Source organism: Nitrincola alkalisediminis, from assembly GCF_009821115.1.
GTDB lineage: Bacteria > Pseudomonadota > Gammaproteobacteria > Pseudomonadales > Balneatricaceae > Nitrincola > Nitrincola alkalisediminis.
In genome coordinates this window covers 12,377-27,132 of record NZ_VYTY01000011.1, presented here as the reverse complement: position 1 = coordinate 27,132, position 14,756 = coordinate 12,377, and the positions used below count along the sequence as shown (strand labels likewise).

13 protein-coding genes are annotated in these 14,756 nt (G+C 46.6%); 5 read left to right on the top strand and 8 right to left on the bottom strand.

Going from position 1 to position 14,756, the window contains the following annotated elements; genetic code table 11:
• Positions 1-82 precede the first annotated feature (82 nt).
• Both F5971_RS15135 and F5971_RS15130 read left to right on the top strand, forming a co-directional pair.
• Positions 83-1,195, top strand: coding sequence for a ferredoxin--NADP reductase domain-containing protein (locus F5971_RS15135; RefSeq protein WP_193495766.1), 1,113 nt, complete (start codon positions 83-85; stop codon positions 1,193-1,195).
• A 49-nt stretch (positions 1,196-1,244) separates the two neighbouring features.
• Complete coding sequence (locus F5971_RS15130) at positions 1,245-1,787, top strand: hydrolase (protein ID WP_036512233.1); 543 nt, start codon at positions 1,245-1,247, stop codon at positions 1,785-1,787.
• Here the strand turns inward: F5971_RS15130 and dsbD are convergent, their stop codons facing one another.
• Positions 1,788-3,653, bottom strand: coding sequence for a protein-disulfide reductase DsbD (dsbD, locus tag F5971_RS15125; protein ID WP_246187822.1), 1,866 nt, complete (start codon positions 3,651-3,653; stop codon positions 1,788-1,790).
• A gap of 176 nt (positions 3,654-3,829) precedes the next feature.
• Here dsbD and F5971_RS15120 point away from each other — a divergent pair, with 176 nt between their 5' ends.
• Positions 3,830-4,897, top strand: a complete 1,068-nt coding sequence (locus F5971_RS15120) for a 3-deoxy-7-phosphoheptulonate synthase (protein WP_036512230.1) — start codon at positions 3,830-3,832, stop codon at positions 4,895-4,897.
• 73 nt (positions 4,898-4,970) lie between these two features.
• On the opposite strand, the gene F5971_RS15115 is transcribed toward F5971_RS15120, so the two are convergent.
• Complete coding sequence (locus tag F5971_RS15115; protein ID WP_036512227.1) at positions 4,971-5,741, bottom strand: ferredoxin--NADP reductase; 771 nt, start codon at positions 5,739-5,741, stop codon at positions 4,971-4,973.
• A gap of 102 nt (positions 5,742-5,843) precedes the next feature.
• Here F5971_RS15115 and F5971_RS15110 point away from each other — a divergent pair, with 102 nt between their 5' ends.
• The gene (locus F5971_RS15110) at positions 5,844-6,746 is read left to right on the top strand and encodes a LysR substrate-binding domain-containing protein (RefSeq protein WP_036512225.1); all 903 of its coding nucleotides are present in this window, start codon (positions 5,844-5,846) and stop codon (positions 6,744-6,746) included.
• On the opposite strand, the gene F5971_RS15105 is transcribed toward F5971_RS15110, so the two are convergent.
• Positions 6,692-7,606 carry a cation diffusion facilitator family transporter gene (locus F5971_RS15105; RefSeq protein WP_051514496.1) on the bottom strand — a complete coding sequence of 305 codons (915 nt, stop codon included), beginning with the start codon at positions 7,604-7,606 and terminating at the stop codon, positions 6,692-6,694. The two genes, F5971_RS15110 and F5971_RS15105, sit on opposite strands and share 55 nt — an antisense overlap.
• A 122-nt stretch (positions 7,607-7,728) precedes the next feature.
• On the opposite strand from F5971_RS15105, the gene F5971_RS15100 reads away from it, so the two are divergent.
• Positions 7,729-8,613 carry a LysR family transcriptional regulator gene (locus F5971_RS15100; protein WP_051514495.1) on the top strand — a complete coding sequence of 295 codons (885 nt, stop codon included), beginning with the start codon at positions 7,729-7,731 and terminating at the stop codon, positions 8,611-8,613.
• A 96-nt stretch (positions 8,614-8,709) separates the two neighbouring features.
• Here the strand turns inward: F5971_RS15100 and F5971_RS15095 are convergent, their stop codons facing one another.
• Genes F5971_RS15095 through F5971_RS15075 form a run of 5 tightly spaced genes read right to left on the bottom strand, consistent with a single transcriptional unit; the run spans position 8,710 to position 14,689 of the window.
• Entirely contained in the window at positions 8,710-9,738 is a 1,029-nt protein-coding gene (locus tag F5971_RS15095; protein WP_193495764.1) for an ABC transporter substrate-binding protein, read from the bottom strand.
• A 33-nt stretch (positions 9,739-9,771) separates the two neighbouring features.
• Complete coding sequence (locus F5971_RS15090) at positions 9,772-10,674, bottom strand: dimethylarginine dimethylaminohydrolase family protein (protein ID WP_193495761.1); 903 nt, start codon at positions 10,672-10,674, stop codon at positions 9,772-9,774.
• On the bottom strand, positions 10,671-11,906 hold the full coding sequence (locus F5971_RS15085; protein ID WP_193495759.1) for a M20 family metallo-hydrolase: 1,236 nt from the start codon (positions 11,904-11,906) through the stop codon (positions 10,671-10,673). Before F5971_RS15085 ends, F5971_RS15090 begins: the two co-directional genes overlap by 4 nt.
• A gap of 15 nt (positions 11,907-11,921) precedes the next feature.
• The gene (locus tag F5971_RS15080) at positions 11,922-13,352 is read right to left on the bottom strand and encodes an aldehyde dehydrogenase family protein (RefSeq protein WP_193495756.1); all 1,431 of its coding nucleotides are present in this window, start codon (positions 13,350-13,352) and stop codon (positions 11,922-11,924) included.
• Positions 13,352-14,689: a purine-cytosine permease family protein gene (locus tag F5971_RS15075; protein WP_193495754.1), complete on the bottom strand. Its 1,338-nt coding sequence runs from the start codon at positions 14,687-14,689 to the stop codon at positions 13,352-13,354. Before F5971_RS15075 ends, F5971_RS15080 begins: the two co-directional genes overlap by 1 nt.
• Positions 14,690-14,756: the final 67 nt, after the last annotated feature.

Sequence of the window (14,756 nt, the reverse complement as noted above, 5' to 3'; positions counted from 1 at the left end):
CTTTTCTTTATCTAGGTTTAGAATTAAATCTTCATGTTATGATGTTGGTCATTTTTAATCATTGCAGACCCATGAGTGTTCTATGAGCAAGATCGTGATTGTTGGAAGTGGCCCTTCGGGTTGCTTTCTAGCCAACGCCCTCATCAAAAAGGCACCGCATCTTCAAATCGATATTCTTGAACAACTGGAGACCCCTTTTGGTCTTCTGCGTTACGGTGTTGCGCCCGATCATTTAGTGACCCGCAAACAAGAGCAGATGCTTGAGCGCTTAATTCAGCATCCCAATATTGCCCTAAAGACCTCGGTAAAGGTTGGGCAGGATATAGACTACGAACAACTCAAGACCGACTACTCACTTGTGGTCTTTGCAACAGGCGCATCACAAGACAAACCCTTACGTGTGTCAGACGAAGAGTTAATGGGGGTTTGCGGTTCTGGCGCTTTTGCCGCTTGGTACAACGGTCATCCAGACTTTGTTGACTGGCAACCCAACCTTGGTAATAACGTCATTATCATCGGCAATGGCAATGTCTCGCTCGATATTGCCAGAGTCTTAGCCAAAACACCTGAAGAGCGTAAAGACTCCGTCATGCCCTTGCATGTTCAGGACTATTTGGCAAAGCACCCCGTCAAGCAGATTCGCATCATTGGTCGACGCGAGCCCATCGATGCAAAGTTCACTACAGCCGAACTTGCCGAATTAGACAGTCTGAGCCAAGCCAGTCCTTGGCATTCAGCCCCTACCGATTTCGTGTCACAACTGAACGATTTACCGATATCCCAACAAAAAATGCTCCAGCAGCTCGGTGACTACCACCGCCCTCAGAATGACAACAAACCCGTCTCAATTGAATTTTTGTTTAACCTAAGCCTTAAAGCGTTGAGCGGGACACAGGACAAACAGCTGAGCCATGCTACTTTTGAGCGGACGGATTCAACAAACGCAGAGCCAACCTCTTTTGAAGTCAACACGCTGATAGGGGCCATTGGGTATACGGCTCAACCCATACCTGGAGTGCCTTTTGATGCAGACAATGGAATATTTGCTCATACTAATGGACGTATAGACGCGAATGTCTATTGTGTGGGATGGTGTAAACGAGGGCCTCAAGGCGTGATTCCCGTTAACCGTGCCGATGCAATGGCACTCGCCAAAACCCTGTTCATGGACCACCCAGAGGTGTTTGCGGAATAAACAAACCGACTTGGGTTGATCTAACAATCCTTATAAGAAGAGATAGCCTATGCTGATTAATCCCCACAACTCCTGTCTGCTCGTGATCGATATTCAGGAGAGAATGCACCCTGTGATTGACCAAGCGGATGCTCTATTAACGCATGCCATTTGGTTAATTGAAGTGGCTCAAACACTTTCGATTCCGACGCTCATTTCCGAGCAATACCCCAAGGGGCTCGGGCATACCGTCAGCGATATTCAGTCCTTACTTCCCGCTAGCAGCGTTATGGAAAAAATTCATTTTTCCTGCGTTGCAGACGAAGGCTGCTCAAGATTACTGGATGAGCGTTTTGATCAGTTTGTGATTGTGGGGGCCGAAACGCACGTGTGCGTGCTGCAAACCGCCATCGAATTAAAAATGCGCGGGAAAGACGTCTTTATTGTTGAAGAAGCGGTCGGATCACGAAACCCTCGGGATAAAGCGCTCGCACTTGAACGCTTTCGCCAATGCGGGATTTTCATTGTCAGTCGTGAAATGGTTGCTTTCGAATGGATGCGAAAAGCCGGAACGGACCAATTCCGGCACGTCAGCAAAACCTTTATCCGTTAATCACGGATTCAAAAAGCTCAGTTTTTGAAGTAAGGGTTGCGGTTGAATCACGCCATGGACGGCCAGATCCTTACGCTCAACCCCCTTCTCATCAAAAAAGACCAAAGCAGGCGGACCAAACACTTGGTATTCACGGTACAGGGCTCGTGAATCCGCAGAGTTGTCCGTCACATCGACTTTAATAAGCGTAAAGTCTTTAAGTGCATCCACCACACCGGAATCAACAAAGGTAATGTATTCCATTTCAGCACAGGTCACACACCAATCGGCATAATAGTCGAGCAGTACCTTTCGATTTTCCTCTTTTGCGGAGACCAGCAAAGGCTCCAGCTCAGCCAGAGACGTAACACGCGTAAAGGATAAGGGGCTTTCCATCTGTGCCGATGCTGTATTCGTGCCTATCAAGCTCGCTTGCAAGGGGTAGAGTAGGCTCCGCGCACCTGACAACACCCCCAAAATCAGCGCCACCCCATAAACGAGTAACACGACACCGACACCCTTCCAGAACTGGCTAGCCCCCGTAGGATGTTCCAGACGATCGAGCGCTTTTAAATACACCGCCGTAATAATCAGAATCAACGCCGTTAAGCTCATGGTGATACTGGTTGGCACAATGCGATCCAGCATCCAAACGGCCAACAACAACAGCATTACACCAAAGCCCGCTTTGATAGACTTCATCCAAGCACCGGCCTTGGGAAGGAATTTCCCCGCAGAAGCCCCCACCAATAACAGTGGCACCCCCATCCCCAAGGACATTGCAAACAACGCCGCCCCGCCCAACAGAGGGTCACCCGTTTGGCCTATGTAAATCAGGGCACCCGCCAAGGGAGCGGCCATACAAGGCCCAACGATCAGTGCCGACAGAAAGCCCATGATCGCAACCCCAGTCACCTGCCCTCCTTTTTGCCCATGACTTGCTTGACTTAAACGCGTTTGAATTGAGGCAGGCAGTTGCAGCTCGTAAAAACCGAACATCGACAGCGCCAGCAAGACAAACAACACGCTGAACACCGAAATAACCCAAGTGTTTTGAAAAGCAGCCTGTAAATTCGCGCCAAACAATCCCGCCAAAACCCCCGCAAACGTATAGGTCACCGCCATGGCCAACACATACACCGCCGACAAGGACAAAGCTCTTAGCGTCGATAGTTTTCCCTGCCCTGCAATGATACTGGATAAAATCGGAATCATCGGGAACACACAGGGTGTAAAGGATAAAGCAATGCCCGCTATAAAAAAGGCCCCCAGAATCAGCCCAAAGCTCCCACTGGCCAAAACACGGGTAAACCGATCATGCTCAGAGAGACTGGTAGCATCCGATACAGGATCTGACGGCACTGACAAGGTTGGGGAGGAGGACCAACTTAAACCACTGGCCAGTGGAACCTGACTGACAGGGATCTCTTCGGTGACGGGCGGATAGCAAATACCGCCTTCCCAACAGCCTTGGTAGGTCACTTTGATTGAGGCCTGCCCTGCAACATCCTCGGTTGATCGCCCAAATAACATTTGAGCCTTAGCGGTGTTGTACCACACATCCACCTGACCAAACAAAGCATCGTCTTTGGCCACCCCTTGTTGACGTATCTCATCAACAATTTCGATCCCATCACTCACCTGCCACTTTAGATGGTCTCGGTATAGGTAGTAGTCCTTTTCAATCGCCCACTCAAGATGCAACTCGCCTATCTCACTCAGGGTCGCTTGCATTTTGAACGCTTGATCAACCGGCAATGGCCCCTTTTGAGACGCCCCACCCCACAATGAAATCTGCGCCTGTGCAAACGAAGGGATCAAGGCAATGAACATAAACAACACAAGAAAAGCGCGTATGGCCGCCAACGAACCTAAATGCTTAGACAAAATTAAATCCTTCAACCATGCATGAAAATGGAATGTATATATGACTTTTTAGCCCGTTAATCGTTCCAATAGTTTAAATTATACTTTTTCCTCTTATATGGTGCGATGGGATATGGTAAAAAGAGACCCATCCACTTGAGTGGAACTAAGTACTTGTCAGCTATCAGGAACCCGAGATGAGCGATACACGCCTAGAAGACCTTAGTATTGAATCCATTAAGCCAATTATCACCCCTCGTGAGCTTAAGGCCCAGTTGCCTATCCCTGAGGCCGCGGTAAACACGGTGATCACAGAGCGCCAAATCGTAAAAGACATCCTTGACCGCAAAGATAAGCGTTTAATGATCGTCATTGGCCCCTGTTCTATCCATGATACCGACGCGGCGCTTGAGTATGGTCGTCGCTTAAAGCAACTGGCTGAAGAAGTAAAAGATTCAATCTATCTCGTGATGCGTGTGTATTTTGAGAAGCCAAGGACCACCGTCGGCTGGAAGGGTTTGATCAATGATCCCCACATGAATGATTCTTTTGATATTGAAGAAGGTCTTCATGTTGCGCGTAAATTGCTGATTGATCTTTCAGAAATGGGGCTTCCGTTAGCCACCGAAGCACTCGACCCTATTTCCCCTCAGTACATTCAGGATTTAATCAGCTGGTCAGCCATCGGCGCTCGCACGACGGAGTCTCAAACTCATCGTGAAATGTCATCTGGCTTGTCATGTGCTGTTGGCTTTAAAAATGGCACAGACGGTGGGCTTACCGTCGCCATCAATGCCATGCAGTCTGTAAGCCACGCACATAACTTTTTAGGTATTGATGAAGACGGCAAAGTATCGATCGTCAGAACTCGCGGCAATAACTACGGCCATGTTGTGTTACGTGGCGGTGATGGCAAACCTAATTATGATTCAGTGAATGTTCGTATCTGTGAGCAGGCGCTGGATAAAGCCGGTTTGCAGAATAACATTATGATCGATTGCAGCCATGCGAACTCCAACAAAGATCCGTCATTACAGCCCCTAGTGGCTGAAAATGTGACCAATCAAATCATCGAAGGGAACAAGTCGATTATCGGCCTGATGATTGAGTCGAACCTCGAATGGGGCAACCAATCCATTCCTGCGAATCTTTGCGATCTTAAATATGGTGTTTCTGTCACAGATGCCTGCATTGACTGGAAAACAACGGAAGACAGTATCCGTATGATGCACGCCAAGCTTAAAGACGTGTTACCTAATCGCTAAGAGTGGATAACATCGCACAAATAATTAAGGGGCTCATTGAGCCCCTTAATTATTGAACGAATACACAAAAGACTTAATCGACAAAGGCTCGCTCAATCACATACTCAGCGTTCACGCCTTGACGCGTTTCCTTGAACCCCCACCCGTCCAACACAGACGTGGTGTCTTTCAGCATCGCTGGGCTGCCACAAATCATGAAACGGTCTTCTTCAAGATTTGGTTGTGGAACACCTAGATCTTCAAATAGCTTTCCTGAGCGCATCAAATCCGTCAAACGTCCTTGATTCGCATAAGGCTCACGCGTCACCGTTGGGTAATACAGAAGCTGTTCACGAATGTACTCACCAAAAAACTCATTTTCAGGCAGCACGCGTGTAATGTCATCTTGATACGCCAACTCAGAAACATAGCGTACTCCATGCACCAGAATCACCTGCTCGTAGGCATCATAGACTTCGGGATCTTTGATGATGCTCATAAAGGGTGCTAAACCTGTCCCCGTGGCCAGTAGATACAAACGCTTACCTGGGAGAAGATAATCGGTTAACAATGTTCCCGTCGGCTTGCGGCTGATGATAATTTCATCACCTGGACGTATTTGTTGCAAACGCGAGGTTAAAGGACCGTCCGCCACTTTAATGCTGAAGAACTCAAGGTTTTCTTCATAATTCGCACTTGCAATACTGTAGGCACGCATCAACGGACGACCTTCGACTTCCAACCCAATCATGGTGAAGTGCCCATTTTTAAAACGAAAGCTTTGATCTCGTGTCGTTTTAAAACTGAACAAGGTGTCATTCCAATGCTGAACTTCTAACACGCGTTCTTTTTGCAAGTTTGACATGTGCCTAACCCTTATTAACCTAATCTAATTAAAGCCATTGTATCCCGACTCACAAAATCGATAAAATGAATTAAATCTCTTAAGCTTATCGATGGGATCAATATGAAGTACACACTTCGACAGCTGGCTGTTTTCGTCGAAACAGCACGACATGCCAATATCAGCAAAGCCGCAGAGCATTTGCATTTATCGCAATCGGCCGCCAGCAGTGCCCTCAAAGAATTGGAATCACAATACAACATCCAACTCTTTGACCGTGTGGGTAAGCGTTTGTTGCTCAATGATCTCGGACGCGCTCTACGCCCAAAAGCGCAAGCGCTACTGGATCAAGCGGAAGCTCTCGAACATGATTTATTACGCCAACGTCTCGCCGCCAGATTAACGCTTGGCGCGACCTTGACGATTGGCAATTACTTGGCCGTAAAACTCCTGCTGGCCTATCGCAGCCGATACCCAAACTCGGATATTCACTTAGACGTTGACAATACCCAACATATTATTGAAAAATTGGTCAACTTTGAACTGGATGCTGCCATGATTGAGGGCGAGATCAGTCATCCAGAACTGGATTTAATCCCTTGGCAATCGGACGAGTTGATTGTTTTTTGCGCCCAAGACAACCCACTAGCCTTAAAGCATGAACTCACTGACCTTGACCTCATCAACGCACAATGGATTTTACGTGAGCCCGGCTCGGGAACACGCCAAACCTTCGATCGTGCAATGCATGGCTTATTGAGTGAACTGTCGGTTTCACTTGAGCTGCAACACACCGAAGCCATCAAAGAAGCCGTCAAAGCCAGTGATCAGATTGGCTGCCTTTCTCGGATGACCTTGGTCGAAGAATTGAAGTCAGGGCGCTTCTGTGAACTTAAGATCCCTCACCGAACTTTTGATCGCATGTTCTATTTAGTCGTTCACCATGACAAGTTTCACAGCCAGGCCATCGATCAATGGATGGCCTTGTGCCACGAGCTAGGGCCTAGTTTTTCGACTTTAGGTTGAAAGAAGAGCTGTGCTTTGATTTCCAATGGAAGATGGGAAAGCACTTTCTCAACACGCTCCTGCATTCCCTGCATTTGCTCAATCTTATCAATTTCTATACGCACCTCTAACAATAGATAGCTGCCCACTTTCGCCATTTTGCACTGAAAAGGCTTTATCCCTAATCCATGCATGGCTTGATGCACTGAGTGACGCAGACTCGGACTCGGAGTCATGAGTAAAATTTCATTAAACCCTTGCACCATCATACGCAGAGGAACAGCGATAAAATAGACTGAAGCCAAGAGCACCAATACTGGATCAACATAGACTGCAAATGAAGCGTACTCGGTGTAACTCAACCCCCAGGACAACAAAAACCCAATCAATACCGTTGCACTCAGTAGACTGTCCATCAACCACTGTTTTTCTTCGGCTAAGATTAACGCAGATGAATGCTGTTCATTTGAACGCTTTAAAAACTGCCATGTGATTAAACAGCCAAGTAAACTGAACAATGAAAAGATGATTGCTAAGCTCGCCTCGACTTCTCGCCCACCGTTGTGAATTGTTTTGATTGCACTCACCAATGACACCACACACACCAAGGTGATGACGGAGCCCTTAATGGCAATAGCCAATGGCTCTGCCAAGATCCGGCCAAAGTTATACGTCTTATCTGCTGGCGACTCTGCCCAACGTAATGCCGTTACTGATAATAGAGACAGAGCTAAGCTGACAAACGAATACGCGCCATCAAAGAGTATCGCTAAAGACCCTGACACGATCCCCCATACAATTCCCAGCAGTGCAAAGACACCCGATACAATGGCTGAAAACACTAAGGTTGATCGTTCGGAAACCGCTTTAAAACAAAACATGATTTACACTCATCATAGAGATTTATAATTTATTCATCCGCATTCTAGAGCTTGCGAAAGGATATGAATAATCACTAAGCGACGATATAATCGTCGCTTATTTGAATACAGGGTGAAGTTGTATGAGACCTTCTCAAGCGGAAGTCTTTCTTGCAGTTTTAGAAGAGGGATCGATTGCAGACGCTGCGCGTCGCTTGCATCGCAGTCGGACGACACTCAGTGCACTGCTGGCCAGTTTGGAGGACGATCTGAATGCGTGTTTATTTGAGCGCTCAGGGAAATCGATTACGCCGACAGACTTGGCTTGGGCAATTCAACCTGATGCGATTCGATTGCTTCAAGCTTACCACCAAATTGTTCGACGCTGTGAACTCGAGCGTGGCGGGATTGAAACAACTTTGCGTCTGGCGCGTGACGACTCATTGCCGGAAGCTTTCTGGCTTGAAGCGATGAGAACATTAAAAGATCGTTTTCCCATGACCGGCATCTCTGTTTACCTAGCCCCACCGCAGGAGTTACCCACGCTCGTTGCCAATCAGACAGTCGACATCGCGTTTGGACTGAACTTAACGAAAGTAATCGACCCCAATGTTTACTTAGAGCCGCTTGCGGGCCTTAGATTAATGATGATTTCATCAATCAACCACCCCCTCGCCCGTTTACCTGAAATTCAACGCGACGATTTGATTGCACACACACAAATCACGCTGGCATTTGTGGATCATGAAGAAGAGCTAGTACCGGACGTGATTTTAAGCACGAATTATCTTGCGCTAACCCAGTACGAACTCATTCGTGATGCCGTCGACGCAAATGCAGGTTGGGCGTGGTTACCCCAACCCTTAGTCAGCTCCGAAAGCATCGGAACACAGTATAAAGTACTGAAAACGGCAGAAGGACTCCTCTGGAAGGACTTCTGTGGCTTCCACTTCTCATCCAATACCAAAGGTAAAGTCGTCTTGAAGCTTGAGGAAATCCTGGCTAGCTATCTCAGTCAGTTTCATTGAGTGCATGCTAGTGATCAGCATCACTTGACTGATGATAAAACACTTCAAAAAATCTGTATTTTCAAAACATCTAGGAGGCAAACTCGGAAAAGACCTTCATCGAGCGGCCCACGCATTAAAACGCTGCTCAAGCTCCTCACCGTAATCCACCCAAAAATCCGTATTTATCCCTAAAGCATTTTTTAAATTATCTTCATGTGTTGGCATTCGAACGGCTTTGTCAAACTCTAATCCCTCAATGGCTTCAGGATGAACTGGCCCATAACTTATTTGCTGAGAGAACAGAGCCTGCCCCTCAGGCTGACTGGCAAAACTTATAAACTCGTAGGCTGTATCAAGCTGTCCTGATCCCTGAACAATTGCCCAATAATCCAAGTCATATATGCTACCTGACCACACCACTCCTAAATTTCGGCCCTCATCTTGCGCTACCGCTACGCGACCATTATACGCTGAGGACATCACAACATCGCCAGCGACCAACCATTGCGCTGGTTGTGCACCAGCTTCCCACCATTGAACGTGATCTTTAATTTCATCCAGTTTAGCAAAAGCCCTAGCCACACCTTCTTCAGTGGCTAACAATTCATAGAGTTCTGAGGGATTAACACCATCAGCCATCAAAGCAAACTCTAGAGTGTATTTAGCACCTCGTCTTAAGCCACGCTTCCCTGGAAAATCAGTTATATTCCAGAAATCCTGCCAGCCTTTTGGTCCCTCATTAAAACGCGAGGCATCATAGGCTAAAACGGTTGACCATACGAAGGTCCCCACTCCACATTCCATCTTAGCCTCGGGCAATAGATATTCGGAAACGGGTATCCGACTCCAATCAATCGGCTCAAATAACCCTTCATAACATCCTCTCATAAGCTCAGGAGAACCTATCTCAACAATATCCCAACTCACATTACCGGTTTCAACCATGGCACGAATGCGAGAAATCTCTTCGTTATACTCACCAGCCGTGACTCCATGACCGGTTGATTGCGCAAAAGGAGTAAAGTATGCAGATTGCATCGCATCACCTGTTGCTCCTCCTAATGTAATAATGGTCAGCGCCGAACTCTGAGTTGATAAGCTCAAACCAAGGGTCGCAAACACTACACTGATAGATCGCTTCATAATGGACTTCCTATTGATTATATTGACTGATGATTAATCACGACGGAGCGCCTGGCTCATACAATGCACTCCCCCTCCCCCCTTAGTAATCATTGAGATATCGGGGTCATAAACCTTTAATCCCAAAGCTCGACACTGCTCTTTAAGACGTTGACTGTGATAAGGCAAAAGCACTCGCTCATTGCCCAAGGACATCACGTTACAACCGAGATCCATCGCATCTTTGTAGGGAATATCCACGAGTGTGATTTTTTTACTCTTTAGCCATCGAATCGTCTCATCAGGCAATACATCAAGGCACACCGCTGCCGTTTTTTCTGCAATCATGACGCACTGAACGTCCATATGCAGAAAATGGGGATCAAACTGACAAATTTCGAATTCCCAGCCCTCACGCTCAAACCAGTCTTTTACTTGATGCGCACCAGCTAAACTGGTGCGCTCACCTGTTGAACCACACAGCGCAACCCCCTCTTCAATCAACATAAAATCACCACCTTCAAAACTACCTGCAGTGACAACATCGTAGATAGGGATGCTATTCTCAATATAAAAGTTAGCCGCCAGAAGCCATTCGGCTCTTCGCCACGGGCTATGCATTTGAGTAACGATGGCACCCCAAGGAGTCATGACAGATGAGTCACGAGCATAGAGTGCATAAGGCAAGTCCGATTGAGAGGCTAAAAAATGTGTTCTAACACCTGCTTCCTCATACACGGATACCATCTCTTGGTACTGAGCTTTAGCAATCTCAGCATCGAACTGTGCACCGTCTCTCAAGTATTTTTTGGACGTTGAATTTCCTGCACGCCACGAGTAGTGCTCAATCGGGCCAATCAACACATCGTGCAACAGTCCTGTTTCAGAGGCGATACCCCATGACTCTAAGCGATGGGTACCTCCTTGCTCATGCCGAGACTTAAACGTAGATTTCATAGGGAGTCCTTATTAGCAGCAGTGGATAAATTGATGATTGTCTGAAGCAATACCTGTGCACCGGCCTCCAAATGATCGGGATGCGCATATTCAGCTTCGTTATGAGAAATCCCTAAATGGCAGGGAATAAAAATCATGGCTGTAGGTATGACTTGAGCGAGGTAAGCAGAGTCGTGCCCAGCACCCGAGACCATGGTGATTGAGGGCAACTCACATATTTCAGTTGCTTTTTGAATGGCTTGGATGCATTTATCATTGAACTTAATCACAGGTGAGTGCCAAAGATGATTAACCGCAATCTCGATACCGGGTTCTGGCGATTGTAGTTTTGCCTGAATACCATCAACCAACTGCTGGAGCTTATCTTCATCAGGGTGACGAATATCAACACTAAAACGTAAATGGCTAGGTAAGGTGTTGACAGATCCCGGGTAGGCTCTAAGTTGACCGATTGTCAATCTAGCTTGGTCATCCTCCGCATCGACAAGCTGATAGAGTTGCTGAATAATCTGTGTGGTTGAACGAACAGCATCCTTACGCATTGACATAGGCGTTGGGCCTGCATGGGTTGTTTCGCCCTTTACGGTCACCTCAAACCAGTGAATGCCTTGAATACCCGTCACAACGCCTATAGGAATAGACGTTGCGTCCAGTATTGGCCCCTGCTCGATATGAACTTCCAGAGCAGCCAACAAAGGAAACACTTGCGCAGGGCGAGCACCTAACTGACCTGAATCAACAAGTGCTTCATAATAGGTCATGCCTTGCTGATCCTGGCTTTGATACATTTCAGTCTGCGACAGTTTTCCTGAAAAAACGCCAGACCCCATCATCGCGGGCCTAAAGCGAGCACCTTCTTCATTCGCCCAAACCGCGAGCACAAGAGGATGTTCCAGTACTATATTTTGCTCATAAATAGACTCGATTACCTCAAGTCCTGCAATCACTCCGTAGACGCCATCATACTTACCCCCTGTTGGTTGCGTGTCTAAATGAGAGCCTACCAAAATAGGAAGCGCGGCGGTCTCGCGTCTATTAAAGTGAATAAACAAATTCCCCATTGAGTCACACTCAGCAACTCCACCCAGCTTTGCGGCCCATGCAACCAAGGTCTCTCGTGCCTGCACATCACCTGGCGTAAAGGCTTGTCGATTCGACCCTCCGTTATTCGTTTCACAAATTTCACCTATTTGAAATAGACGATCTAGAAGTCTGTCTTTATTTATCTTCATCGATATATTCTTTTATTAAATTAAAGGACCCATAACATGCTTTACACCGCGATAAGCATCTAAGCCAAAGGGCCCAAGCTCTCGCCCTATACCACTGTGCTTAAATCCTCCCCAACTTGTTTGAGGAAGCACGACCTGCTCTGTATTAAACCAAACCGTTCCAGCCTGTAATCGCTTGGCGATATCACGGGCTTTTTCTTTATCTTCACAAATAACGGTAGCGGCCAAAGCAAACGGATGATCATTGGCGATGAACAACGCCTCTTCGTCATTGCGGAATGATTGGGTACACAATATCGGCCCAAAAATCTCTTCTTGCCAAAGGCAGCTAGATCTCGGCACGTTACGAAACACATGTGGTCGAACGAAGTAACCTGTTGAAGGGCGCTGAGCAACTTGGTTGCAAGTCAAACCTTCCAGCCCCTCTTGTTTAGCAAGAGAGAGATAACGGTTAACTTGCTCAAGCTGCTTTACATGAGTGAGTGGACCCATGCCGGTTGATTGATTGAAAGGATCGCCCAATGAAATCTGAGCGATGGCATTGGATAATCGGTCATAGAGAGCTTCCTCTATATCCTTGTGTACTACGAGCCTAGACGTAGCAGAACACATCTGTCCGGCATTAAAACAGATACCCGAAACCACTGCTTCAACAGCCGCCTCTAAGGATACGTCTGGAAAAATAAGAATAGGAGATTTACCTCCTAGCTCCAATGTCAGATCTTTCACATCCTTTGCAGCCATCCGCATCACGGCTGATCCAGTTGAATTACTGCCAGTAAAAGAGATTTTATTCACGTCTGGATGAGAGGTAAGAGCAACACCCGTCGAAGCTCCACCATTAACCAAGTTAAAAACACCCTCAGGCAAACCCATTTCAATTGCCGCTTGCGCTAAGGATTGCTCTGGCAAGGGGACAACCTCCGAGGGCTTAAACACCAATGTGCAACCCGCTAACAATGCAGGGGCAATCTTCCAAGCACTGGTCACAAGGGGGAAGTTCCAAGGGGTGATAATAGCAACAACACCCAAGGGTTCGTAACAGCGTGTAATGCTGTAGGATGGATGGTGTATGGACTGCTCATCTTCTAGAGTGGCTGAAACTTCGGCATAATACCGATAGCAAGAAATAGCGTCGTCTATATCCATTTCGGCCTCAAGAAGGCGCTTACCGTTGTTCTGCACCACCTCTCGCACCAAGCGAGATTTATGAGCCTCCAAAAAATCGGCAAAACAACTTAAATAATGACCACGCGCTTGGCTCGATAGACATCTCCAATGAGGAAGCGCCTTTACAGCTGCCTGCACGGCCCGATTAACATCATCTGTAGAACACTCTGACACAACGCCAAGAACTTGTTCAGTATAGGGATTGTAATATTCAAGATGCTGCGCGCTGCTTGACTCAACCCAAGTATTGTTAATAAATTGCTTTAGCAGATTCATTAAGACTCACTCCACTGTTTTGAATACGAGCCAGAACGCACTCGAATCTTTTGAATCAGAAAATATAGCCCTCCTGTCAAAATAAAAACGGGTAATGAAGCGCCAATTGCACTGGGCGATACCCAGTTAAGGTAATAGGCTAAACACGCACCGATGATGTATATGCCAATTGCAACCCAATTAACCTTTGGTAAGTGTTCTAACTGATCAACCAGTTTTTTGGGCTCATAGGCCTTCTTATCGATTAAGTAATAATCAACTATCATGATTGAAAAAGCGGGAATAAATACACTACCGATGATGAGTAAAAAGTTCTGAAACTGATCCAAAATACCGGGAATTGTCCCCCCTATAATTGAAATGATACCGATCACCAGCGCTGGCATTAAAAAACCACTGCTCGGTTTAATACTCATATAAGATAAGGTCGCACTGTAAACACACATGACGTTAGTTGTGAGCACCGAGAAAAAAATAACGAATGCAGCTGGCAACCCAAATCCTACATTGTTCAGTAATGCGGTCGGATCATAGGTTTGAGGAAAACCGATCGAGATGGAGAGTGCAGATACCGTTGCTCCTAACCCCATCGCAATTAAAGTCGCCGTTACATAACCACCCCAAGTACCGATTACGCTTGCCTTTATACTTTTACAGTGGCGATTGTAATCGGCCGCTAAGGGTATCCATGAGAAAGCCGTTGCAACGACAATATCAAAAATAACCCCAGCCCCTAAAATTCCAGTTGTTTCAATCTCCACAACACTGGGTAAATCATAATGACGGTTTAACGCATACAAAACCGCACCACACAGCAGCATCATTAAAACAGCCGCTATTTTTTCAAGACGTTCAATACCTAAATGCCCTTTTAAGGCAATACTAACAACGATAACCTCGCAAAGAACCGTAAACAGCGCAACATTTGAGTAACCCGTTAAAGCTGAAATTGCATAATCAAGACTCATACCTGCCAATAAGGCTTGAATCCAACTCCAAGCAATCAACGCCAACAAATTTATCCAAGCTGGCATCATTGCCCCAATACGACCATAGGTCCCCCTTGCTAACACCATCGTGGTCAGGCCTGTTTTTTGCCCCATGACACCGATGAGTACCAAGGGTATGATTCCAATAGCAGAACCAATAAAAACCAACCACATAGCATGGTAAAAGGTTAAATCAGGAACCAAAAACATTCCTGTTAGTACTGTCGTTACGACGACATTCGCACCAAGCCACAGTGCAAAAGTACCTGGAAGGGATAAACTTCGCTCAACAGTATCAGCCAAAGGGCTACACTCACTGGGCGCTCGTTCTTGTTGTGTGTTGTGCATACCTAAGACCTCAAGTCAGTATTAAGAAACTGATATGAGTCTAAAGGTGCGTAATGGACGGGTATAT

Excerpts from the sequence above, each read along its gene's own strand:
- F5971_RS15080 (WP_193495756.1), bottom strand. The coding sequence starts at position 13,352 with ATGAATCTGCTAAAGCAATTTATTAACAATACTTGGGTTGAGTCAAGC.
- F5971_RS15120 (WP_036512230.1), top strand. The coding sequence starts at position 3,830 with ATGAGCGATACACGCCTAGAAGACCTTAGTATTGAATCCATTAAGCCA.
- F5971_RS15100 (WP_051514495.1), top strand. The coding sequence starts at position 7,729 with ATGAGACCTTCTCAAGCGGAAGTCTTTCTTGCAGTTTTAGAAGAGGGA.
- F5971_RS15130 (WP_036512233.1), top strand. The coding sequence starts at position 1,245 with ATGCTGATTAATCCCCACAACTCCTGTCTGCTCGTGATCGATATTCAG.
- F5971_RS15110 (WP_036512225.1), top strand. The coding sequence starts at position 5,844 with ATGAAGTACACACTTCGACAGCTGGCTGTTTTCGTCGAAACAGCACGA.
- F5971_RS15095 (WP_193495764.1), bottom strand. The coding sequence starts at position 9,738 with ATGAAGCGATCTATCAGTGTAGTGTTTGCGACCCTTGGTTTGAGCTTA.
- F5971_RS15075 (WP_193495754.1), bottom strand. The coding sequence starts at position 14,689 with ATGCACAACACACAACAAGAACGAGCGCCCAGTGAGTGTAGCCCTTTG.
- F5971_RS15115 (WP_036512227.1), bottom strand. The coding sequence starts at position 5,741 with ATGTCAAACTTGCAAAAAGAACGCGTGTTAGAAGTTCAGCATTGGAAT.
- F5971_RS15085 (WP_193495759.1), bottom strand. The coding sequence starts at position 11,906 with ATGAAGATAAATAAAGACAGACTTCTAGATCGTCTATTTCAAATAGGT.
- F5971_RS15090 (WP_193495761.1), bottom strand. The coding sequence starts at position 10,674 with ATGAAATCTACGTTTAAGTCTCGGCATGAGCAAGGAGGTACCCATCGC.
- F5971_RS15135 (WP_193495766.1), top strand. The coding sequence starts at position 83 with ATGAGCAAGATCGTGATTGTTGGAAGTGGCCCTTCGGGTTGCTTTCTA.
- F5971_RS15105 (WP_051514496.1), bottom strand. The coding sequence starts at position 7,606 with ATGTTTTGTTTTAAAGCGGTTTCCGAACGATCAACCTTAGTGTTTTCA.